This is a genomic window from Pseudonocardia oceanicola, from assembly GCF_047200735.1.
Lineage (GTDB): Bacteria > Actinomycetota > Actinomycetes > Mycobacteriales > Pseudonocardiaceae > Pseudonocardia.
This window is the reverse complement of sequence record NZ_JBJZON010000017.1, coordinates 136,938-159,258: the sequence shown is the minus strand read 5'-3', so window position 1 is coordinate 159,258 and position 22,321 is coordinate 136,938. Positions and strand designations below refer to the sequence as shown.

Below are 22,321 nucleotides of genomic sequence, written 5' to 3'. Positions count from 1 at the left end.
TCCGACACCGGTGAGTATCGAACAGATCAAGGAGACCGAGCAATGAGTTCGGCGAATGCGCAGGATCTGGAGGAGTTCCGCAACTCCATCCGCTCCTTCTGTCGGCGCGAGGTCACCCTTGAGCTGGTGCGTCGGATGGACCGTGAGGATTTCATCCCGCCGGATCTCATCCGGCGTCTCGGTGAGCTCGGCTATATGGGAGTCGCGTTCCCCGAGGAGTACGGCGGCGGTGGCGGCGGAATTCACGAACTCGTCGTTCTGGGCGAGGAGCTGTCCGCTGTCTCCAGTGCGATCTCCGGGATCGTCATCTCGACGGCCGTGTTCGGCGGGCTGAACATCCTGCTGTCCGGAAGCGACGCTCAGCGCTCGGAGCTTCTCCCCAAGGTGTGTTCAGGCGAGTTGTTGTCCGCGATGGCGATCACGGAGGCCGATGCGGGTTCGGACGTCTCCGCGGTGTCCACCAAGGCCGAGCGCATGGATGGCGGATGGGTGCTCAACGGCACCAAGATGTTCACCTCCGGGGCTCAGGAGGCCCAGCTGGTCATGATCGTGGCCAGGACGGGGAGTGGCCCGCGCAGGCACGACGGCCTCACCGTCTTCCTGGTGCCGAACCCGACTGCCGGGCTCGAGATCCGGAAGCTGGAGAAGATCGGTAACCGGGGGATCACCACGTGTGAGCTCGTCCTCGACGACGTCCGGCTGCCGCATGACGCCGTGCTCGGCGGGGCCGAAGCCGCAGGCGAGGGCTGGGCCCAGGCCATGAAGACGTTCGAAGTCGAGCGCATCACGATGGCCGCGATGTCGGTGGGCATCGCCCGCCGCGCACTCAAGGACGCGGTGGCCTACGCGGGCGAGCGCCATCAGTTCGGCCAGGCGATCGGAAACTTCCAGGCCGTCGGGCACTCCCTCGCGGAGATGGCGACCCAGGTCGAGGCCGCCTCGGCGCTCGTCGCCACCGCGGCGAACAGATTCGCCGACGGCCTGCCGTGCGCCACGGAGGCCGCAATGGCGAAGCTCTTCGCCACGGAGCGGGCCAAGGAGATCTGCCTCGGCGGCATGCAGGTGCTGGGCGGGTACGGCTACCTCCCCGAGTTCGACATGGAGCGACACCTCCGGGACGCCCTGCTCGGTACGGTGGGTGCCGGGACCAGCCAGATCCAGCGGACCATCATCGCCCGGTCGATGGGGTTCCGCACCTGATGTCGGACAGCGCAGGCTGTGCGGAGAGGTGTCGGGGGCAGTGAGGAGCGAGACGACGGACGGCCTGGACAGGGAGTGGCAGGGCCGCTCCTTCCCCCCCGTCACGGCGACGGTCGAGCGAGGGCGGCTACGGGCCTTCGCCCGGGCCACCGGCCAGACCGATCCGGTGTACTTCGACCTCGATGCGGCGCGGGCGGCCGGCCATCCGGACCTCCTCGCCCCTCCGACAGTCCTGTTCTTCCTCGCCCAGGAGGATCCAGCACTGTTCTCGCATCTCGAGGCCATCGGGGCCGCGGTGTCGACGGTCCTGCACGGCGCGCAGACCTTTCGCTACCACCGTGCCGTCCACGCGGGCGACGAGCTGACGCTGGTCACGACCATCGGACGGATGTGGCGCAGCCGCGATGGGCGCTTCGACTTCGCCGAGCGTCATGGCGCGATCACCGACGCCGCCACCGGCCGGCGCGTAGCCGACAGCGACGACGTGCTCATCACCCGGCTCGGGTCGGAGCCATCCCCGGAACGTCGGGACGCCAAGGCTGAGACACCTCTCGACCCTGCGCAGTTCACGCTGCACGCACCCCCGGTGAGCAGGGCGACGCTGGCGATGTTCGCGGGTGCGTCCGGGGACGCGAACCCGCTCCACATCGACAGCGACGCCGCTCGGGCTGCGGGTCTCGCCGACGTGATCGCCCCTGGCATGCTCTCGATGGCCTATCTGGGTCGGCTCCTCACCGACGCCGTGCGGCAGGAGGACCTGCGGGAGTTCTCCGTCCGGTTCCGGGCTGCCACTCCGGTGCATGCCGTCCCGACCTGCCGGGGCACTCTGCTGGACAGCCCCGACGCGGCCGGACACCGGCGGTTCTCGCTCGCGGTGACGCTGGCCGACGGCACCACCACCCTCACCGGCCATGCGGTGGTATCGGGGGGCCTTCGAGGCGAGGGGCCGAGATGAGGACACTCGACCCGCCCAGCTCTGGACGCGAACTGGTGCGTGTGGAGATCACCGGTCACACCGCAGTCCTCACGCTCGACCGGCCCGAGGCCCGCAACGCGATCAATCCGGAGATGTCCTCGGCCATCGAAGCGGCGATCGACCGCGCCGAGTCGGCCGACGACGTGTGGGCCGTCGTCCTCGCGTCCTCCGCGGAGGTGTTCTGTGCCGGCGCCGACCTGAAGACGGTCGCCTCCGGCTCCTTCGCCGGCATCGAGACAGTGCGTGGCGGCTTCGCCGGCCTGGTCAAGCGCAAGCGCACCAAACCTCTCATCGTGGCAGTGGAGGGGGCAGCGCTCGCCGGTGGCTGCGAGATCGCCCTCGCCGCCGATCTGCTCGTGGCCTCCGCCAACGCACGGTTCGGGCTTCCGGAGGTCAAGCGGTCCTTGGTGGCTGGCGCGGGCGGCGTCATGCGGCTACCGAGGGTGCTGCCTCGTAACATCGCCATGAAAATGGTGCTCACCGGCGACCCGATCACTGCCGCCGAAGCTGCTGCGCACGGCATGGTCGCTGACCTGACACCTCCCGGTGAGGCGTTGCCGCGGGCCCTTCTCCTTGCCGCGCGAATGAACGACGCGGCCCCGCTCGCCGTACGTGCTTCCCGACAGGCCCTCCTGGACTGCCTTGAGGCGTCCGAGGAGGAGGGCTGGCGGATCTCCTGGCAGGCCGCCAACAGTCTGTTTGACACGGAGGACTTCAGGGAGGGCCCTCGAGCCTTCGTTGAAAAGCGCGTCCCGCAGTGGAAGGCATGCTGAAGGCGAGGCGAGTGGTCGACCATCGGCGAAGTCGCCATGGCGGTGCGACGGCCGGCTGAAGATCGGGCTCTGGCGCAGAAGCGGTGGTGTGCCGGACCGAGCAATGCTTGAAACCTGTGGATGACGAGGAGGGGTCGTACCCTCCCGCATGATCTGCAAGGCTCAAGCAAGATCGGTCCTGTAGCGGATTGCGACACCGTGCGCGGTGATCACGTCTCTAGCTTCGGCACCGGACACGCGGAGGTGGCGCCATCGGGCCGGACGGCCTCCTCCCGAGAAGACGACCCCGGAAGGCCAGCACATGGACCAGACCCCCCTCGAGTTCGGCGCCTTCCTCGCGCCGTGGCACCGGGTGGACACCGACGCCAACATCGCCATCCATCAGGACCTCGAGACCGCGGTCGCCATGGACCGCCTCGGGTACTCCGAGTTCTGGATCGGCGAGCACCACTCCGGCGGCGTCGAGATCGTCGCCGACCCGCTGCTGTTCATCGCGGCCGCTGCCGAGCGGACCCAGCGGATCAAGCTCGGCTCCGGTGTGCTCTCACTGCCCTATCACAACCCGTTCCTGCTGGCCGACCGCATCGTGCTGCTGGACCACCTCACCCGCGGCCGGTTCCTGTTCGGTGCCGGACCGGGGCAGCTGGTGGACGACTCGCGTTCGATCGGCATCGACTCGCTCGAGAACCGCCGCAAGATGGAGCAGTCCTTCGACGTCATCCACCGGCTGCTGGCCGGCGAGACCGTGACCGAGAAAACCGACTGGTACGACCTCGACGCGGCCTATCTGCAGGTCCCGCCGTACTCGGACATCCACACCGCGGTCACCGCCACCGTCTCCCCGACCGGACCCAAGCTGGCCGGTCGCTACGGCGCCGGTCTGCTCTCCCTCGCCGCGACCAGCCCCGAAGGTTCGGCCGCGCTCAAGGCGCACTGGGGGATCGTCGAGGAGCTCGCCGCCGAGAACGGCAAGACCGTCGACCGCCGCAACTGGCGGCTGACCTGCCCCATGCACATCGCGGAGACCGAGGCCAAGGCCCGCGAGAACGCCCGGCACGGCCTGCTCTACCTGATGAACTACCTCGCGCACGTCAGCCCGGGCCTGGCCCAGCTCGACGACGTGGACGTCCTGATCGACGGCATGAACAGTACCGGCTTCGGCGTGGTCGGCACCCCGGACATGGCCGTCGAGCAGATCAAGCGCATGCAGGAGGCGTCGGGTGGGTTCGGCAAGCTGCTGATCCTGCACGGCGAGTGGGCAGACCACCCGAACAGCATCCGCAGCCTCGAGCTGATCGCCGAGAAGGTCATGCCGGTTTTCAACGGCTCGCTCGACCGTCGCCAGCGCGGCTACGACCAGACCGTGAACAGCGACGGCGCGGGCGCCAAGGCGACCAGCGCCGGCCAGGCCGAGGCCCAGGCCCGGTTTGAGGCGGAGCGCGCCGGCCGCTGAGCCGGACGAGCGCACGGCACGACTGACACCTGACGACGAGGACAGGAGACTGCACATGGGACGACTCGACGGCAAGGTCGCACTGATCACCGGTGCCGCGCGCGGCCAGGGGCGCTCGCACGCACTGGCACTGGCGCGTGAGGGCGCGGAGATCGTGGCGGTCGACATCTGCGAGCAGATCGAGACCGTGCCCTACGGCCTCGCCACGCCCGACGACCTGAAGGAGACCGTCGAGCAGGTGGAGGCGCTCGACCGGCGGGTCCTGTCCCGCCAGGTCGATGCCCGCGACCAGGCGCAGCTGGATGCCGTCGTGGCGGACGCGGTCACCGAGTTCGGTGGTATCGACATCGTCGCCGTGAACCACGGGATCTGGACGCGCGGCGCACTGTGGGACCTCTCCGAGGACACTTGGCAGGACATGGTGGACACGAACCTCACGGCGGTCTGGAAGACCGTGAAGGCCGTGTCCGGGCACCTCCGCGAGCGCAAGCGCGGCTCGATCATCCTCACCTCGTCGGTCAACGGGGTGGAGGGTCAGGCCGGCTCGGCGCACTACACGGCGGCCAAGCACGGTGTGATCGGGCTGATGAAAGCGGCCGCCATGGAGTTCGCGCCCTACCGGGTGCGGGTCAACGCCATCATGCCGGGCTTCGTCGACACGAACATGACGAATTGGCAGGGCGCCTGGGACATGACCAGCGGCCACGAGGGCGGGACGCGGGCCGAGCACGAGCAGGCCGCACGGCACTGGCACGCCTTCGGCGGGCTGATGGCGCCCTCGGACATCAGCGGCGCTGTCGTGTTCCTGGCCTCGGACGAGTCGGCGCGGATCACGGGCATCGAGATGCCGGTGGACAGTGGCCACCTGGTGCTCTCGACGTTCAACCCGGCGCCGCCGGAGTGAGTGTGTAGCGCCTTGCGACAACCCATCGTGGCCCGGATTCCCTAGCGTCTGAGGACGATCGGGGAGCCGGGCCGCGTGTCTTCTCCCCTTGTGAACCGATTGGGAGCTCCATGACTTCAGCAGTGATCGTCGACCTGGTGCGGACGGCGTCCGGCAGGGGCAAGCCGGGTGGCGCCCTGTCGGGCGTGCACCCCGTGACCCTGCTCGCGGACACCCTCAGCGCGCTCCTCGAGCGCACCGGCATCGACCCGGCCACGATCGACGACGTCATCGCGGGCTGCGTGTCCCAGGCGGGGGAGCAGACCCTCAACATCGCCCGCAACGCCGTGCTCGCGGCCGGGATCCCCGAGTCCGTGCCGGGCACAACGGTGGACCGCCAGTGCGGCTCGAGCCAGCAGGCGGTGCACTTCGCCGCGCAGGGCGTGCTCGCCGGCGCCTACGACATCGTGATCGCCTGCGGCGTCGAGTCGATGAGCCGGGTCCCGATGGGCTACAGCAGCGTCGACCAGCACCCCACCGCGCCGCTGAAGGCCCGCTACCCCGAGGGCCTGGTCGGCCAGGGCGTGTCGGCCGAGCTGATCGCGGCGAAGTGGAAGCTGGACCGCGACACGCTCGACGAGTACTCGGCCCGCTCGCACGCGCGTGCCGCCGCGTTCGCCGCCGAGGGCGCCTTCGCGGGCGAGATCGTGCCGATCACCGTCGACGGGCAGGTGCACGACGTCGACCAGACGATCCGCGCCTCGACGACCGCCGAGGGGCTCGCCGGCCTCAAGCCCTCGTTCGCCGACGAGGAGCTGGGCAAGCGCTTCCCGGAGATCAACTGGAGCATCACCCCGGGCAACTCCTCGCCGCTGACGGACGCCGCGAGCGCCACGCTGATCATGAGCGAGGAGAAGGCGAACGCGCTGGGCCTGCGTCCGCGCGCCCGCTTCCACGAGTTCGCCGTCACCGGCAGCGACCCGCTGTTCATGCTGACCGGCGTCATCCCGGCCACCCAGAAGGTGCTCGCCCGCGCCGGGATGAGCATCGACGACATCGACGCCTACGAGGTCAACGAGGCCTTCGCGCCCGTCCCGCTGGCGTGGCAGCACGACCTGGCGGCGGACCCGGACAAGCTCAACCCGCGCGGCGGCGCGATCGCCCTGGGCCACGCGCTCGGTGCCTCCGGTGTCCGGCTGCTGACGACCATGGTCAACCATCTCGAGGCCACCGGTGGCCGGTACGGCCTGCAGACCATGTGCGAGGGCGGCGGCATGGCCAACGCGACGATCATCGAGCGCCTCTGATGGCGGGCACCCTGACCCCCGACTTCACCGGCACGTCGGTCCTGGTCACCGGTGGGGCGCAAGGCATCGGGTTCGAGATCGTCAAGTACTTCCTGGACGCGGGGGCGAAGGTCTCCGCGGTCGACCGGGACGCCGAGGCGCTCAAGACCGCGTGGGACGGGCAGGAGAACGTCCGCCAGGTCGCGGTCGACGTGTCCGACGCGGCGGTGGTCGCCGAGGCCGTCGAGGGCGTCGTCGAGTGGGCCGGGAGCATCGACGTCGCGGTGAACAACGCCGGGATCACCCGCGACACGGTCGTCTGGAAGATGACCGACGAGCAGTGGAAGATCGTGCTCGACGTCCACCTGGGCGGCACGTTCGCCGTCACCCGCGCCGTCGTGCCGCACATGCGCAAGGCGGGCTCGGGCCGGATCGTCAACGTCACGAGCTTCACCGGTATGCACGGCAACGTCGGCCAGGCGAACTACGCGGCGGCCAAGGGCGGGATCATCGCCTTCACCAAGACCGTCGCGAAGGAGGTGGCGCGCTTCGGCATCACCGTGAACGCCATCTCGCCCAACGCCTCCACGGCGATGGTCGCGGCCATCCCGGCGGACCGGCTCGCGGAGATGACGGCCACGGTGCCGCTGGGCCGCTTCGCCGACCCGGCGGAGATGGCGCCCGCGGTGGGCTTCCTGGCCTCGGAGCAGGCCGCCTACGTCACCGGGGTCGTGCTTCCCGTCGACGGGGGTGTGTCGATGTGACTGGGCTCAACCCGTCGGCCGCGGCCCAGGACCCGATCCCGGTCCTCGGCCTGGCCGCGACCCCGCTCGTGCCCGAGTCCGACGCGGTCCTGGACGAGCTGGTGTTCGACGCCGTGTCCCGCGCGCTGCGCGAGGCCGGCATCCGCAAGCAGGAGATCGGCCTGTCGGTCACGGCGTCGCTGGACATCTACGACGGCCGCAGCATCTCCTCCGGGCTGACCAACGCCGCCTCCGGTGGCTATCTCGCGCAGTCCTACCGCATCGAGGGCGACGCCGGGCAGGCCATCGTGCACGCCGCCCAGACGATTGCCGCGGGGGACGCGGACCTGACGCTGGCCGTCGGTGTCTACAACCCCGAGGTGTCGGCGCCCGACCGGCGCGCCTTCCTGCAGCAGATCTCCAACCACGGCTTCGAGCCGCACTTCGACCGCCCGGTGGGGCTGTCGGCGGAGGCCGTGTTCGGGCTGCACGCCGGGTACGCCGTCGACTCCGGCGCGCTGACCGAGGAGCGGCTCGCCGAGCTCGCCGCGGCCGAGATCTCCCGCGGTGCGGGCAGGCCGCGCGCTGCCCGTACCGCGGTGACCAGCGTCGACGTGGCCGCCTCCGCGCCGGTCAACGGTGTTCTGCGCGAGCTCATGCTGCCCGCCGAGGCCACCGGCGCGGTCGCCGTCGTGCTGGGCTCGCTCGGTCGGTCGCGGCGGGCGCTGCACCCGCGCGCGGTGATCACCGGGTGGGGGCAGGCGACCAGCGACACCACGGCGGGCGGCCAGTGGCTGACCGACCCGGCCGCGGCCGCGCGCCGCGCCGGCTGGGAGGCCTACCGGCGGGCCGGGCTCACCGAGCCGGGCGAGCAGGTCGGCGCGGCCGAGCTGTCGGCCGCGACGCCGGCGCTGCTCGCGCCGACCGTCGACGCGCTCGGCCTCGCCAAGGGCGACACCGTGATCAACCCGTCGGGCGGGGTGGCGAGCTGCTTCCCCGGCGTCGCGAACGGGGCCCTGCGGCTGTTGGAGGCCGTGGAGTGGCTCGAGGGGAACGGCGGGCGGGCGGTGTCGCACTCGACGGACCTGCTCACCGGCCCGGTCGCGGAGACCGCGACCGTGCTCGTGCTGGAGGGAGTCTGATGGCCACCAGGGCTGTGATCGCGGGCGTCGGGATCACCCCGGCGAGCTCGCCGCGCAAGCAGACGTCGTCGTCGCTGGAGCTGGTCCAGGAGGCCGTCTGGGGTGCCCTGCAGCACTCCGGCGCCACCCCGGACTCGCTCGACGGCATCGTGATCGGCAACATCGACGGCTTCGAGGGCACCGTCCTCGGGGCCAAGCACCTGGTCCGGCGGCTGGGCCTGGGCCCGGACCTGCCGGTGTCCATCCTCAACACCGGCGGGACGACCGGCGGGAACCTCGTGCAGGTCGCCGCGCGTCAGGTGCGGGCGGGTGACCGGCGGCGCGTGCTCGTGATCGGTGGCCCCACCTTCTTCGGGGCCGAGGACCTGCAGTCGGCGATCAACACCAACTCGCCGATGATCGTCGAGCAGCCGCTCGGCATGGGCGCCTACCACATGGGCGCGTTCTATCCGAGCGCCTACACCGAGCGCTTCGGCGCGACGGTGGAGGACTTCGCCGTCTCGGCGGTGCAGGACCACGAGCACGCCTCCCGCAACCCGTACGCGCACCTGCGCAACACGATGACCGTCGAGGACGTCGTGTCGGCGAAGCCGCTGTCCTACCCGTTGACGATGGCGATGGTGTGCCCGGTGTCGACCTCGGCCAACGCGCTGCTGGTCTGCGCCGAGGGCACCACCGAGGACCTGCGGCCCACCCCGGTGCTGATCAAGGCCTTCGCCACGAGCAGCGACCCCTACCTGGGCGGGGGCAAGAACGACTTCGCGGCGATGGAGAACCTCGCCATCCTCGCGCAGAAGGTCTACCAGCTCGCGGACGTGCGCAGGCCGCGCGAGGAGATCGACGTCGTCGAGGTGTTCTCGCCGTACGCACCGATGCAGCCGATGCAGCTGGAGGCGCTCGGGTTCGCGCCGCCCGGGGGCGGCATCGACCTGATCCGTTCCGGGGCGACCCGGATCGACGGTGACCTGCCGGTCAACCTCTCCGGCGGCCCGCTGTGCACGAACGCGGGCGTGGCGGGCGAGCTCGCCCCGATCGTCTACGTGGCCCTGCAGCTGATGGGCGACGCCCCGGAGGCCATGCAGGTCCCCGGCGCCCGCCGCGGTCTGGCGCACGGCACCGGCGGCACCTTCTTCCAGTTCGAGAACCTGGCCATCCTGGAGCGCTTGTGAGCACGGAGTCCACCACCCCGATCACCACCCAGCGGGTTCACTGGGACCTGAACTACGACGTGCACCTGGGTGCGACCTGGGGGCGGTTCATGCAGGGCCTGACCGAGCAGCGGATCCTGGCGAACCGGTGCCCGGAGTGCTCGCGGGTGTTCGTGCCGCCGCAGGCCTACTGCGAGTCCTGCTTCGTGAAGACCGACGAATGGCTCGAGCTGCCCCCCGAGGGCGTCGTCGAGGCGTTCACCGTCGCCTGGCAGGGCTTCCGCGGCGGCCCCACACCCCCCTACGCCATCGCCGGTATCCGCCTCGACGGCGCGTCCACCCTGCTCATGCACTACGTCGGCGGGCTGGACCTCGGAAACCCGCACACGGTCCGCGAGCAGATCGGCCCGGGCACCCGGGTGCGCGCGGTATGGGCCGAGCAGCGGTCGGGCCAGATCCTCGACATCGCGCACTTCGAGAAGATCTGACTGTCGCGTATCGCGACAATCTTGCCACTCTGCGTCCTCGTTGACCGAGTGCAGCGACGACCGCCGGCCCACCGGATCCCCGGTGGGCCGGCGTCGTGCAGGCGCCCGGCAGGGCTCTCGACGAGGACTGCACAGATGGCGATGACGAGGCGGGCCCTGCTCGGGCGCGCAGGCGTGTTCGGGATGGGGGTTGGCCGCGCTGGGCGGGGCCGGGACCGCGACGTCGGGATTCTCCCGTGCAGCCGCCGCGGTCCTCCCGCCGGACCTCCTGAGCGTCCCGAGCAAGGTCCCGCTCCCGGTGACGGCCGCCGGGCGCTCGCGCAGGTCGGCCCGGCGGTCGCCGGCCCCGGACCTGCGGCACGCATCGAGCTCTTCCCGGTGCCGACCCCCTCGTTCTTCCCGGCAGACATCATCGCCGGCCCGGATGGCGCGTTGTGGTTCTGCGAGCTCGTCGGCAACAAGATCGGCCGCTTCGACCCGCGGGCCGAGAGGTTCGACGAGTTCCCCGTCCCGACCCCGGCTGCGGCGCCGTTCTCACCCGACGTCGGCCCCGACGGGAACATCTGGGTGACCTACACGGCGGGGAACAAGGTCGCCCGCATCGACCTGGACACTGACGAGATCACCGACGTCGCCGTGCCCACCGTGCCGGCGGGAATGATCTGCGGGAACCCGGGACCGGGCGGCGCCTGCTACTTCGCCGGGACCGTCGGCAACAAGGTGGCCCGGCTCGATCCCGAGACCCTGACCTTCACCGAGTACACGGTCCCCCTGCCAGGCATCGGACCCGCGGACTTCCCGCCGACGCCCGCCCCGGACGGCGCGCTGTGGTTCGTCGGCTACACCGGCAAGGCGATCGGACGGCTGATACTCGGCTGACGGGACAGACCCGACACTCCGGCACCGGACGAGCGGGCGCGGCGTGCGCCGCGGCCCCTCGCGGGCGCTCAGGTGCACGACCGACCGATCGGGATCGAGCTGTAGCGCATTGCAACAACATCGCCCACGGGCCCGCTGCAAGGGTCTGAGACGTCGGCCACAGTAGCGCGGTCCGCACGGCCCGTTCCGTCCGCCTTCCCTTCCGCACCGTCGCGACGAGGAGAACGTGAGTGAACATCGCCTGGTGGCTCGAACGAGCCGCGGACGAGGACCCCGACCAGATCGCCCTGGTCGACGGTCGCTCAGGTGAGTCCTGGACCTATCGGGTCCTGCGCGACAACGCGGACCGCGTCGGCACCGTGCTGCGCACCCGTTTCGGCGTCCAGCAGGGGGACGTCGTGGCCACCCTGTTGCCCGACGATCTGTGGCACACCGCAGTGTTCTTCGGGCTGCTCCGGATCGGCGCGGTGTTCAGCGGCTTCAACCGCACTCTCGGGTTCGACAAGTTCGCCGCCGACGTGTCGCGGCTCGAGGCGCGCACACTCGTCGTCGGGCCCGACCACCTGGCGGTCGGCGAGAAGCTCCTCGAGCAGACCGAACTGACGCAGCTGGTGACCGACGGGCTCGGCCGGCCGGAGGATCTGCGCGACATTGCCGGCGCGGCGACGCCCGGAGCCCCGGTCGTGCCCCGCACGGCCGAGGACGTCGCCGCCGTCAACTTCACCGGCGGTACCTCCGGGGTCTCCAAGGGCGTGATCTTCACCCACGGGGGCCTCGGGCTCTCGGCGCAGGCGTCGCTGGTCCTCGATCGGCTCCGGTCGACCGACGTGAACCTGTCCTGCATCTCCCTCTACCACTCGGGGGGCATCCACGATGCCGTGAAGTGGACGATGGCGCGCGCCACCAACGTCCTCACCGGCGGGTGGAACGCCGATCTCGCGGTCCGCCTCGTCGAGGAGTACCAGCCGACCTGGATCTACTTCTGGGTCCCCACGATGGTCCGCGACCTCGAGCGGCACCCACGTTGGCAGGAGCTGCCGCTGGCGGGGGTGCGCACCATCCTCTGCGGGGAGCCCGTCCCCGCCGATCTGCAGGCCCGGCTGATCGCCCGCGGAATGGTCGCCCAGAACTCGTACGGCATGTCGGAGACCATGCCGGTCGGCATTCTGAAGCCGCTCGTTGCGCACGGCGAGGAGCCGCCGCTCGGATCCTGTGGCCGGCCCGTCCCGGAGCTCTGCGAGACCGTGCTGAAGGACCCGGCCACCGGCGACCACATCACGCAGCCGGGGGTCGTCGGCGAGGTGTGCGTGCGGGGTGACGTGGTCTCCCCGGGTTACTACAACGATCCCGAGCGGACGGCCGAGGCGTTCGACGCCGAAGGCTTCCTGCACACCCGTGACGTCGCCTCGTTCGACGCCGACGGGTGGTGGTTCCTCGGCGGCCGCACCGACGACATCATCAACTCGGGCGGCGAGAAGCTCTCCCTGGTCGAGATCGAGGGCGTACTCCGGACCCATCCGGCGGTGGTCGACGTCGCCTGCGTGCCCGTCGCCCACCAACGCTTCGGTGAGGTGCCGGCCGCCGTGGTCGTGTCCGACCTCGACGAACGTGCCCTGGAGGCAGCGCTCGACGAGCACTGCCTCGCCCACCTCGAACGATGGAAGCGACCTCGGCTGTACCTGGCCGTCGATGCCGTACCGCGGACGATGCCCAAGCGCACCAAGGACATGGCGGCCCTGCGCTCGCTGGTCACCGGAGTGGTGCTCTCCGACGGCGACCGTCTCACCCCCTCGCCGGGCTAACGGCCCGGTCCCACAGACCGCCCGCGAGTCCCGCGCGCGGGCTCCACCGACGTGCCGAGGAGGCCACGTGAAGGTCCACATGACCAACCTCATCCAGAACTACAACAACGCCAGCAGCGACTACGACATCTACAAGGACCAGATCGCGCTGTCGTTGCGTGCCGACGAGGACGGCTACGAGAGCATCGGCTGTGTCGAGCACCACTTCGACCCGGGGTACTCGATGTGCCCGGACAACACCCAGTTCCTGTCCTACCTCGCCGGCCGGACCAAGAACGCCAAGATGCACACCACCGCGGTGATCCTGCCGTGGAACAACCCGATGCGAGTGGTCGAGAAGATCGCCCTGCTGGACAACCTGTCTGACGGCCGCGCGTTGTTCGGCATGGGCCGCGGGTTGGCCCGCCGCGAGTTCGAGGGCTTCGGCATCGAGATGGGTGAGTCGCGGGAGCGGTTCGACGAGGCCGCCGCAATGATCATCCGCGGGCTCGAGGACGGGTACGTCGAGAACGACGGGAAGTACTACCCGCAGGTCAAGGTGCCGGTGCACCCGGCGCCCCTGGGCAGCTTCAAGGGCCGGACCACCTGCGTGGCCATGAGCCCGGACTCGGCGGTGGCCGCGGGCAAGCTGGGGGTCCAGATGATGGCCTTCATCCAGGGGCCGATGGAAACCATGCACATGCCGATGATCACTCAGTACCGCGAGGCCTACCAGGAGACCCACGGCGAGCAGGCCCCGCCGCCCCTGATGATCGACCTGACCTACTGCCACGAGGACTCCGACGAGGCCCGGCGGGTCGCGACCGAGCACGTGGCGAACTACTACATGTGCTGCGTGGAGCACTACGAGTTCGGCGGCCGGCACTTCGAGAGCACCAGCGGTTACGCCTCCTACGCCGCCGCCAAGGAAGCCATCGACTCGTACGGCCTCGACACAGTGGTCGACATCTACGTCAACGCTCAGATCTGGGGCACGCCCGAGGAGCAGCTCGCCAAGCACGAGGAGCGCCGGGCGATCGTCGGCGAGTACGAGCCGATCATGGTGTTCCAGTACGGCGGGCTCAAGGGCGAGAAGGCCGCGGCCAGCTACGAGCTGTTCACCCGTGAGGTCATGCCCACCCTCCGGAAGATGTGACCCAGTGCCACTGATCACCGACGATCGAGGAGTAGTCCATGGCGAGCCCTGAGTTGTCCCGTGCCCGTGACCTGCTGAGCCACCTGGTCTCCGAACCGGAGGCCACGATGGAGGACTACCGGCGCCTGTACGACGAGGTGCTGGCGAATTTCGAGCTGCCCGCCGACGCCGAGACCGAGGAGGTCGACGCGGGGGGTGTGCCGGCCGTATGGGTGAGCGCCCCGGGCGTCTCCCACGAGCAGGCCGTCGTGCTGGTGCACGGTGGCGGCTGGTGCATGGGCAACGCGAAGGGGTACCGGGAGTTCGGCTACCGCGTCTCGAAGGCGGCCGACGCCCGGGTCCTGGTTGTCGACTACCGGCTCGCCCCGGAGAACCCCTTCCCCGCACCGCTCGACGACACCGTCGCCGCCTACCGCTACGCCCGCGAGCAGCCGGGTGTACGGCGGGTCGCCTTCGTCGGCGATTCCGCCGGCGGCGGCCTCGTGGTCTCGGCGCTGGTGAAGCTCCGCGACGACGGTGACACGGCGCCCTCGGCCGCGGTGGTCTGCTCGCCGCTGGTCGACCTCGCCGGCGAGGGTGCCTCGCTGACCGAGCGCGCCCACCTCGACCCGCTCCCCGCCGCAGCCCTCGTCGGTGCCATGGGCGGGGCCTACCTCGCCGGCGCCGAGCCGAAGGCGACACCGCTCGCCTCGCCGCTCTACGCCGACCTGTCGGGCCTGCCCCCGCTGCGGGTTCTGGTCGGCACGGACGAGGGCCTGCACGACGATGCCGTCCGGCTCGTCGAGAAGGTGCAGGCAGCCGGGGGCGAGGCCGAACTGGAGATCGGCGAGGACATGGTCCACATCTGGCCGGTGTTCTCGTTCATGCCCGAGGCGCAGGAGTCGACGAACCGCTTCGGGGAGTTCCTGCGCAAGCGGTTCGCTGCCGCGTAGCGCACCACGCACGTGCGCGGTAGGTGGTGTCGGAGCACCACCTACCGCGCACTGTGTGCGGAGCCGCTACTTGACCAGCAGGCCGGCGTCGATCGGGAGCGTGACACCGGTGATGAGCCGCGCGTCGTCGGAGGCCAGGAAGACCAGCGCCTTGCTGATGTCGAGCGGCTCGGCCCACGGCACGGGCAGGGCGTGCATCGAGGCCGAGGCGACCTCGAAGTCCTCCTTGGTGGGGTTCTCGAGGTCCGGTCGGAAGATCTTGAAGGTCTCGTCGTTCATGACCATCGGCGTGTCCACCTGGGTGGGGTGGACGCTGTTGACCCGGATGGAGTGCGGGGCGAGCTCGGCAGCCAGCACCCGCATCAGGCCGACGACGCCGTGCTTCGCGGAGGTGTAGGCAGCGATTCCCTGGTAGCCGCGCAGCCCGGCCATCGAGCTCGTGAGGATCATCGACCCGCCCCGTCCGCCCTCGATCAGGTGCGGGACCGCGACCTTGGCCGTCTTCCAGACGCCGGTGAGGTTGATGCTCAGCATTTGCTCCCAGGCGTCCTCGGTGATCTCGTGTGCAGGCACCGCGTTCGCGGCGATGCCAGCGTTGGCAGCCACGATGTCGAGCCGGCCGAGCTCCGTGACCCCCGAGTCCAGCGCCGCCTTCAGCGCGGCGGCGTCGCGCACGTCGACCTCGGCCGTCACGACGCGGCGGTCGAGCTTCTCGATGTCGGCGGCGGTCTCGGCGAGCTCTTCGGCGCTGCCCATCGGGTACCCGAGCCCGAGTTCGGGCAGATCGTGCGCGACGTCCACAGCGATGATGTCGGCGCCCTCACGGGCGAGTTCGATGGCGTGGCTACGGCCCTGCCCGCGGGCGGCACCGGTGACGAAGGCGACCTTGCCGTCGAGACGACCCATTGTCCGTGCTCCCATCTCAAGGGGCGTCGGGGCGGAGCGCCCCGACGAGTGCGGCCGCGACGCTAGTCAGATCACCGGGCCCGGGGTGTCGCATTCCGCTCCACCGGGGACCCGGAGCGGTTGTCGCGGTTTGCGACAACCCCGCACGGCAGGCGTTTCCTACTGTCGGGGTACGAGCACAGGACGGGTCTGCCTTGCGCACCCGTGTGTCCCGGCAGAAGGGTGATCGTGACCAGTACTGCGACCAGCGGCCCGCTCACCGCGGACGGCCTCGCCGCCCGGGTCCAGGTGTTCCTCGCCGAGCACGACCCCGCGAGCACGGACCGGCTGGAGTTCCTCCGGGCGCGCTGCGACGCCGGCCTGGCCTGGGTGCATCACCCGGAAGGCCTCGGTGGACTCGGGGCCGACCCGGGGCTGCAGCCGGGGGTGGACGCCGCCCTGGCCGCAGCGGGGGCCCGGACAACCGCCCGCACGCCAACATCATCGGACTCGGCATGGCCGCACCGACGATCCTGCGGTTCGGCCGGCCTGAACAGCAGCATCGCTGGTTGCGTCCGCTGTGGACCGGCGAGGAGATCTGGTGCCAGCTCTTCGCTGAGCCCGGTGCCGGGTCCGATCTCGCGAACGTCGCCACCAGTGCCAAGCCGGACGGCGACGATTGGGTCGTGAACGGACAGAAGGTGTGGACCTCGTTGGCCCACGACGCGACCTGGGCCATCCTCGTCACGCGCACCGACCCGGCTCAGCCCAAGCATCGCGGCCTCACCTTCTTCGTCTGCGACATGCACGCGACGGGCGTGGACGTCCGGCCGCTGCGGCAGATCACCGGCGAGAGCGAGTTCAACGAGGTCTACCTCGACGACGTCCGTGTTCCCGACTCCCAGCGGCTGGGGGAGATCGGCCAGGGCTGGGCCGTCACCCGGAACACTCTGATGAACGAGCGGGTTGCGATCGGCGGCGGCACGATGCCGCGCGAGAGCGGCGCGATCGGCGAGCTGGTGAAGGTCTGGCGGGAGCGCCCCGAACTGCGGACCCAGGGACTTCACGACCGGGTCGTGCGGTTCTGGGTGGAGGCGGAGGCGGGCAGGCTGACCGCGGAGCGACTCGGCCAGCAGCAAGCTGCGGGGATGCCCGGTCCGGAGGGATCGGGGGTCGAGCTCACGCACGCCCGGCTCAACCAGCAGATCTCGGCGCTGGAGCTCGACCTGCTCGGCGACGAGGCGCTGCGCTACACCGACGACACGGCGCGCCGGCCGGTGCTGGTGGCGCATTCGGAGCGCCCCGCGGGCGAGGCCGCGGTCGTCGCCGAGGAGCTCGGCCAGGACGTCTACGCGGTCGGCATTGAGGCCGAGGGGCTGACCCGCACCCCCTGGCCTCCTCGACATGACGCGGCAGCTGGTGGACCTCGGCCTCGACGGGGTGCAGGGCGTCTCGTGGCCTCGGGTGTCCAGGGCGCCGTGACCGAGGCGTTGCGGGTCGGTGCGGTCCTGCTGGCGTCCGAGCAACTCGGACTGGTCGAACGCTGCCTGGAGATGACCGTCGAGTATCTCGCGATCCGCCGGCTGCTACACGATCTTCTGACCTACCGACGAGAACCGAGCACGAGGAGGAAACCTGTGACCGAGCTACGGCAGCCGGCACGGACCACACGACCACCGCGGCGGCACGCCCCGAGACGGACGACGAGCGGCTGGTCCTGTCGTTCTTCGGGGACCTGTCCTCGGGCGACCCGCAGAAGCCGGAGCCGTACCTGGCCCCGGACGCGATGTACCCGAACATGCCGCTGCCTCCCGCCCACGGCAAGGAGGCGGTGCTCCAGACCTGGGGGATGCTCTTCGGCGTCATGTCCGTGGACCGGATCGACACCCTGCACCTCGCCCCCCGCGACGGGTACGTCTTCACCGAGCGGATCGAATCTGCTCACCGCGCTGCCGACCGGCAAGTCCTTCGCGCTGCCGGTCACGGGGGTGACCCGGGTCGTCGACGGGTTGATCGTCGAGTGGCGGGACTCCTTCGACCTGCGGGAGTTCGAGGAGGCCGTGGAGCTCCCGCTCCCCGGCTGAGCGAGCACGGAGGGAAACGATGACCGCACCCACGTCCGACCTGATCGACATCCAGCGGCTGCGCGAGGCGCTCGACGGGCGTGAGCTGCCCGGCGCGGAGCTGACCGTCGAGGCCTACCAGAGCGCGATCGCCGACCACGCCCTGCTGGCGCCCGCCGAGGACACCGATCATGCCCATCCCTTCTGGTTGATCGTCCTCGCCCTGCGCGGCATGGGCATCACCGTCGACGAGCTGTGCGCCCTCGCCGGGCAGCGGCCACAGGACACCCTGCTGTACGGCACCTGCGGAATCGAGCAGCTCCACCCGCTGCGGGTCGGGCACACCTTCCGGACCACGGCCTCCGTCGGGCCGGTCGCGCGCAAGGAGTCCCGCGGTGGAGGGTTGCTGGACTTCGTGACCGTCCGGGTCGAGGTCCACGACCTGAGCGAACCGACCGGCGGCCCGGTCGGCTCGGTGACCGAAGGCTTCATCTTCAAGCGAGGTGCCTGATGACGACCCCGTCGACCACCCGCCCCACGGTGGGTGACACCGTGCCGCCGCTTCGCGTCGACTCGGTCGAGGCCGACAAGATCCGGATCATGGCCTTGGTCCTGCAGGACCCGAACCCGATCCACTTCGACCTCGGCGCCGTGCGCTCCGCCGGTCTGGGTGACCGCGAGGTCAACCAGGGCGGGGTCACGATGGCCTTCGTGATGAACATGCTGGCCGCCTGGGCCGGCTCGCGATCGGCCGTCCGGACGGTCGACTGCCGGTTCTCCGCCAACGTCTTCGCCGGCGACGCCGTCGACGTGGGGGGAACGGTCACAGCGATCCGCGAGGTGGGCGAGGAGCTCCTCGTCGACTGCGATGTGTGGGCCGATCGTGGCGACGGCGTCCGCGCGATCGCCGGCACCGCCACCGTCGCCTTCCCGTCCTGACGCAAGGCTGCCGACACGACGATGTGCCCCGCCGACCAGCCGGGGCCCATCGTCGTCTCCGGGGCACAACCGGAGTGGCGGGGCTCGAGGCCCTACTTCGCGAAGCGCGCCTTCAGGGCTGGCTTGTCCACCTTGTTCGTGCCGGTGCGGGGGATGGAGTCGACGATCTCGATCCGGCGTGGCCGCTGCAGTCCTCGCAGGTCCGGCCGGCTCTCGCAGTACGCGGCGATGTCCTCGGCGGTGACACCGGCCTGTGCCGGGACGACGATCGCCGTGACCTGTTCGGAGAACCGCTCGTGCGGGGTCCCGATGACGGACACCTCCGCGATGAGCGGGCAGGCCAGGAGGTGGCCCTCGACCATCTGCGGGTAGATGTTCTCCCCACCGCTGATGATCATGTCGTCGGCCCGCTCGACGTAGTAGAGGTAGCCGTCGGGGGCCTCGCGGACGAGGTCGGTCGTGCGGAACCAGCCGTCGGAGAACTTCTTGGCGTTCACCTCGGGCAGCTGCCAGTACCCGGGCGTCACAGCGTCGCCGCGAACCCAGAGCTCGCCGGGTTCGTCGGCGCCCGGGGGCAGGGGCGTGGTCGACCCGACCGGGACGATGCGCCACTGCACGATCTGCTCGAGGGGCTTCCCGAGGGAGCCGTACCGGCGTTCTTCGTGGATCGGCTCGGTGATCGCCAGTCCGCTCTGCTCGGTCTGGCCGTAGATGTTGACCGGGACGATCCCGGTCAGCGCCGTGAACTGCTTGAGCCGGGCCTCGGGCATCGCCGAGCCGCCGACCATGCACACCCGCACCGAGTCGAGGTCGCGCCCTCGGTCGCCGAGCAGGTTCACGATGTCGATCATCATTGCGGGCACGATCGCGAGGACGGTGGGGCGAAGGGTGAGGACGTCGTCGAGATACTCGGCCGCCTTCCAGCGGCGCAGGGTCACGGTGCCGCCGGCGAGCAGCAGCGGAAGGCTGATCAACTGCAGCCCGCCCACATGGAACAACGGCGTGCAGACCAGCGCGTGATCCTCCGGGCCGATGTCCCAGGTGTCGATCACCGCCTCGCATTCCGCAGCGGTGTTGCGATGGGTCTGTCGGACGCCCTTCGGGGTTCCCGTGGAGCCGCTGGTGTACATGAGCAGGGCGTCGTCGCCGTCGAGCCGCGGCACGGTGCGCGCGAGCGGGTCGCCGGCGATCGCCTCGGTGAAGGACGCCCACGCGTCGTCGGCCGGGGTGAGGGCGATGATCGCGTCGGCGAGTGCCGTGCCGGCGAGTGCCTCTCGGAGCCGGGGCACGTCGCCGGCGAGCGCCAGCACCCAACGGGTGCCTGAGTCCGTCGCCGCGTGGCGCAGGGCGGCGGGGGCGAAGAGGTAGTTGAAGGGGACGGCGACACCACCGGCCTTCCAGATCCCGAGCAACGCCGGGATCCAGTCGGGCTCGTTGTGCAGGTAGAGCCCGACCCGGTCACCCGGTTGCAGGCCCTGACGCTGCAGGAACCCGGCGAAGCGGGCGGCGGAGTCGAGGAGCTCGCCGTAGGTCCGTGTGGTGCCGGCGCAGCGGATCGCCACATGGTCGGCCCGCCGGCGGGCGACGCGTTCGATCGAGGTGAGGACGTTCATCGTCGAGCCCTCCGGGAAGGCACGTCAGTAGGAGCGGGGGAGGCCGAAGGACTCGGCGAGGTTGTTGCGCGCCATCTCGTTGCTGATCGGCGCGATGCGGAACTGGCGGAGGTCTCGCCAGAACCGCTGGGCGTGGGTCTCGCTCGAGATGCCCATTCCCCCCAGGATCTGGATGCCACGATCGGCGGCGGACACGGCGAGTTCGGAGGTGACGACCTTGACCATGTTCGCCTCCTGGTGGCAGTGCATGCCGGCGGCCTCGCGCCAGGCGGCGTCGAACACCATCAGCTCACCCTGCTTCTGACCCAGTGCCGTGTCGGCGATGTAGTGCTGGATGATCTGGTGCTGGCCGATGACCTTGCCGAAGGTCGTGCGGCTCTTCGCGTACTCCACCGACTCGGCGAGGATGCCGTCGAGCATGCCCAGCGCCAGGGCCCCACTCATGATCCGCTCGTTGTTGAGCGACGCGAGCAGGACCTTGAAGCCCTGGTGCTCCTGCCCGAGCAGCTGGGAGTCGGGGACGAAGACGTCGTCGAGGAAGACCTCGCACGATCCCATCGCGCGCATGCCGAGCTTGGGGATGTAGCGCATCTCGATGCCGGGGGAGTCCGTCGGGACGAGGAGCAGCGTGGTCGGCGCCCGCCTGCCGGGCGCCTCCGGGTCGCCGCTGCGGGCGAGCAGCAGCAGGTACGTGGCCTCCTTCGCACCGGTCGACCACATCTTCTGTCCGTTGACCCGCCAGCCGCCGTCGACCTTCTTCGCACGGGTGGTCATCGCCCCGAGCAGGTCGGTGCCGCCCCCGGGTTCGGTGACCGCGATGGAGAAGCGGATCTCGCCGGCGGCGAGCCTGGGCAGGTACTCGCGCTTCTGCTCCTCGGTTCCGCCGTGGCCGAGCGCCTTGGCGCCTGCGAAGGAGGGGATGCCCCAGACCCAGCTCAGGCCGCCGAGGCTGCGCGCCAGCTCGCGGGCGAGCACCGCGGTGTCGACGGCGTTGCCGCCCTGTCCGCCGTACTCCTCGTCGATCCCCATCGCGTGGAAGCCGGCCTCCGCCATGCCCTCCCACAGCTCATAGGGGTACTGGTACTCGCGCTTCTCCAGCTCGAGCGCCCGCTCGGGCGGAAAGTTCTTGTCCACCCACGACCGCACGAAGTCGCGGAAGGCGCGGCGGTCGTCGTCCAGGTCGAGCAGCATGCCGGCGACGGTAGGCGCGGGCGCCCGGACCAGGTTGTCGCGTAACGCGACAGCCGCCCGACACGGGGTTGCGGAGGGTTATCGTGCGGTGCGTGGCAAGTCCGACTGCCGGCGTGACGAGCGTGGAGAACCGCCGGGTGCGGCTCGATCCCGACGACCGGCGAGAGCAGATCCTCGAGGCGGCGCAGCGGTTGTTCGCCGAGCGTCCGTACTCGAGCGTGTCCACGACCGACCTCGCCGCCGCGGCGGGCACGACCCGCACGAACCTGCACTACTACTTCGGCACGAAGCGTGCCCTCTATCTCGAGGTCCTCCGCAGGTTCGGGCAGCTCCCGGAGCTGCCGTCGCCGGGGTCGGTCCGGGCGACCGGGCCGGCGGAGCTGGAGCGGCTGTTCGCCCGCTGGCTCGACGTCCTGGAGCGGAACCCGCAAACCATCATGACGATGATCGGTACGGTCGCGCCCGGGGCCGATCCGGAGGTCGAGGCGGTCTTCCGGGACGGGATGCGGGCATGGGAGGACCGCCTGCTGGCCGTGCTGGAACTGCGCGACGAGCCGGCGACCAGGGCGATGATCCGGAGCTTCCAGGGCATGGTCTCGTCGGCGATCGCGGAATGGCTGAACGGCGGCACTCTGACGAAGCAGCAGGTCCACGGCCTGCTGGTGCGAACCCTGCTGGCGGTGGCCCGGTCGTAGCGACCTCTTCTTGACACGTTGTCAGTAGCTGGCATCATTCGCGGTGACGCCACACCGCCGGTCCGCCGTGGGACCGGGGCGGAACCGGGAGGTGC

20 protein-coding genes and 1 pseudogene are annotated in these 22,321 nt (G+C 70.4%); 18 read left to right on the top strand and 3 right to left on the bottom strand.

The features are described from left to right. Positions 1-42 precede the first annotated feature (42 nt). The 14 genes from ACL02T_RS22975 (at position 43) to ACL02T_RS22910 (ending at position 14,840) form a co-directional block, all read left to right on the top strand. Positions 43-1,200, top strand: a complete 1,158-nt coding sequence (locus ACL02T_RS22975) for an acyl-CoA dehydrogenase family protein (RefSeq protein ID WP_412832812.1) — start codon at positions 43-45, stop codon at positions 1,198-1,200. Positions 1,201-1,240: 40 nt separating this feature from the next. Continuing rightward, a complete protein-coding gene (locus tag ACL02T_RS22970) occupies positions 1,241-2,155 on the top strand; it encodes an FAS1-like dehydratase domain-containing protein (RefSeq protein ID WP_412832811.1) in 915 nt (304 codons plus the stop codon). Continuing rightward, complete coding sequence (locus ACL02T_RS22965; RefSeq protein WP_412832810.1) at positions 2,152-2,949, top strand: enoyl-CoA hydratase-related protein; 798 nt, start codon at positions 2,152-2,154, stop codon at positions 2,947-2,949. Before ACL02T_RS22970 ends, ACL02T_RS22965 begins: the two co-directional genes overlap by 4 nt. 301 nt (positions 2,950-3,250) lie before the next feature. After that, a complete protein-coding gene (locus ACL02T_RS22960) occupies positions 3,251-4,402 on the top strand; it encodes an LLM class flavin-dependent oxidoreductase (RefSeq protein WP_412832809.1) in 1,152 nt (383 codons plus the stop codon). Between the two features lie 55 nt (positions 4,403-4,457). Continuing rightward, a complete protein-coding gene (locus ACL02T_RS22955) occupies positions 4,458-5,306 on the top strand; it encodes a mycofactocin-coupled SDR family oxidoreductase (protein ID WP_412832808.1) in 849 nt (282 codons plus the stop codon). Between the two features lie 110 nt (positions 5,307-5,416). Beyond that, positions 5,417-6,592, top strand: a complete 1,176-nt coding sequence (locus tag ACL02T_RS22950) for an acetyl-CoA C-acyltransferase (RefSeq protein ID WP_412832807.1) — start codon at positions 5,417-5,419, stop codon at positions 6,590-6,592. Further along, positions 6,592-7,335, top strand: coding sequence for an SDR family oxidoreductase (locus ACL02T_RS22945; RefSeq protein WP_412832806.1), 744 nt, complete (start codon positions 6,592-6,594; stop codon positions 7,333-7,335). Before ACL02T_RS22950 ends, ACL02T_RS22945 begins: the two co-directional genes overlap by 1 nt. Continuing rightward, positions 7,332-8,456, top strand: coding sequence for a beta-ketoacyl-[acyl-carrier-protein] synthase family protein (locus ACL02T_RS22940; protein WP_412832805.1), 1,125 nt, complete (start codon positions 7,332-7,334; stop codon positions 8,454-8,456). Before ACL02T_RS22945 ends, ACL02T_RS22940 begins: the two co-directional genes overlap by 4 nt. Further along, positions 8,456-9,625 (top strand): thiolase family protein, encoded by a 1,170-nt coding sequence (locus ACL02T_RS22935; protein WP_412832804.1) that lies wholly within the window; start codon positions 8,456-8,458, stop codon positions 9,623-9,625. The genes ACL02T_RS22940 and ACL02T_RS22935 overlap by 1 nt, the downstream gene beginning before the upstream one ends. Continuing rightward, entirely contained in the window at positions 9,622-10,092 is a 471-nt protein-coding gene (locus ACL02T_RS22930) for a Zn-ribbon domain-containing OB-fold protein (RefSeq protein WP_412832803.1), read from the top strand. Before ACL02T_RS22935 ends, ACL02T_RS22930 begins: the two co-directional genes overlap by 4 nt. A 135-nt stretch (positions 10,093-10,227) precedes the next feature. Next, on the top strand, positions 10,228-10,971 hold the full coding sequence (locus ACL02T_RS22925) for a Vgb family protein (RefSeq protein ID WP_503129101.1): 744 nt from the start codon (positions 10,228-10,230) through the stop codon (positions 10,969-10,971). A 230-nt stretch (positions 10,972-11,201) separates the two neighbouring features. After that, complete coding sequence (locus ACL02T_RS22920) at positions 11,202-12,773, top strand: class I adenylate-forming enzyme family protein (RefSeq protein WP_412832801.1); 1,572 nt, start codon at positions 11,202-11,204, stop codon at positions 12,771-12,773. 67 nt (positions 12,774-12,840) lie between these two features. Beyond that, entirely contained in the window at positions 12,841-13,908 is a 1,068-nt protein-coding gene (locus tag ACL02T_RS22915) for an LLM class flavin-dependent oxidoreductase (protein ID WP_412832800.1), read from the top strand. A 38-nt stretch (positions 13,909-13,946) separates the two neighbouring features. Continuing rightward, complete coding sequence (locus tag ACL02T_RS22910; protein ID WP_412832799.1) at positions 13,947-14,840, top strand: alpha/beta hydrolase; 894 nt, start codon at positions 13,947-13,949, stop codon at positions 14,838-14,840. A gap of 66 nt (positions 14,841-14,906) precedes the next feature. On the opposite strand, the gene ACL02T_RS22905 is transcribed toward ACL02T_RS22910, so the two are convergent. After that, the gene (locus tag ACL02T_RS22905) at positions 14,907-15,746 is read right to left on the bottom strand and encodes a mycofactocin-coupled SDR family oxidoreductase (protein WP_412832798.1); all 840 of its coding nucleotides are present in this window, start codon (positions 15,744-15,746) and stop codon (positions 14,907-14,909) included. A 228-nt stretch (positions 15,747-15,974) separates the two neighbouring features. On the opposite strand from ACL02T_RS22905, the pseudogene ACL02T_RS22900 reads away from it, so the two are divergent. The 3 genes and pseudogenes from ACL02T_RS22900 to ACL02T_RS22890 all read left to right on the top strand — a co-directional run. After that, a pseudogene (locus tag ACL02T_RS22900) lies at positions 15,975-17,161 on the top strand (acyl-CoA dehydrogenase family protein); the annotation flags it as partial. A gap of 667 nt (positions 17,162-17,828) precedes the next feature. Continuing rightward, positions 17,829-18,299 (top strand): hypothetical protein, encoded by a 471-nt coding sequence (locus tag ACL02T_RS22895; RefSeq protein ID WP_412832797.1) that lies wholly within the window; start codon positions 17,829-17,831, stop codon positions 18,297-18,299. Beyond that, the gene (locus tag ACL02T_RS22890) at positions 18,299-18,727 is read left to right on the top strand and encodes a MaoC family dehydratase (protein WP_412832796.1); all 429 of its coding nucleotides are present in this window, start codon (positions 18,299-18,301) and stop codon (positions 18,725-18,727) included. Before ACL02T_RS22895 ends, ACL02T_RS22890 begins: the two co-directional genes overlap by 1 nt. A gap of 92 nt (positions 18,728-18,819) precedes the next feature. On the opposite strand, the gene ACL02T_RS22885 is transcribed toward ACL02T_RS22890, so the two are convergent. Together ACL02T_RS22885 and ACL02T_RS22880 are read right to left on the bottom strand one after the other, a co-directional pair. After that, positions 18,820-20,340 carry a class I adenylate-forming enzyme family protein gene (locus tag ACL02T_RS22885; protein ID WP_412832795.1) on the bottom strand — a complete coding sequence of 507 codons (1,521 nt, stop codon included), beginning with the start codon at positions 20,338-20,340 and terminating at the stop codon, positions 18,820-18,822. A 24-nt stretch (positions 20,341-20,364) separates the two neighbouring features. Beyond that, positions 20,365-21,531 (bottom strand): acyl-CoA dehydrogenase family protein, encoded by a 1,167-nt coding sequence (locus ACL02T_RS22880; RefSeq protein WP_412832794.1) that lies wholly within the window; start codon positions 21,529-21,531, stop codon positions 20,365-20,367. 92 nt (positions 21,532-21,623) lie between these two features. Here ACL02T_RS22880 and ACL02T_RS22875 point away from each other — a divergent pair, with 92 nt between their 5' ends. Further along, a complete protein-coding gene (locus tag ACL02T_RS22875; RefSeq protein WP_412832793.1) occupies positions 21,624-22,226 on the top strand; it encodes a TetR/AcrR family transcriptional regulator in 603 nt (200 codons plus the stop codon). The last annotated feature ends 95 nt before the right edge of the window (positions 22,227-22,321 follow it).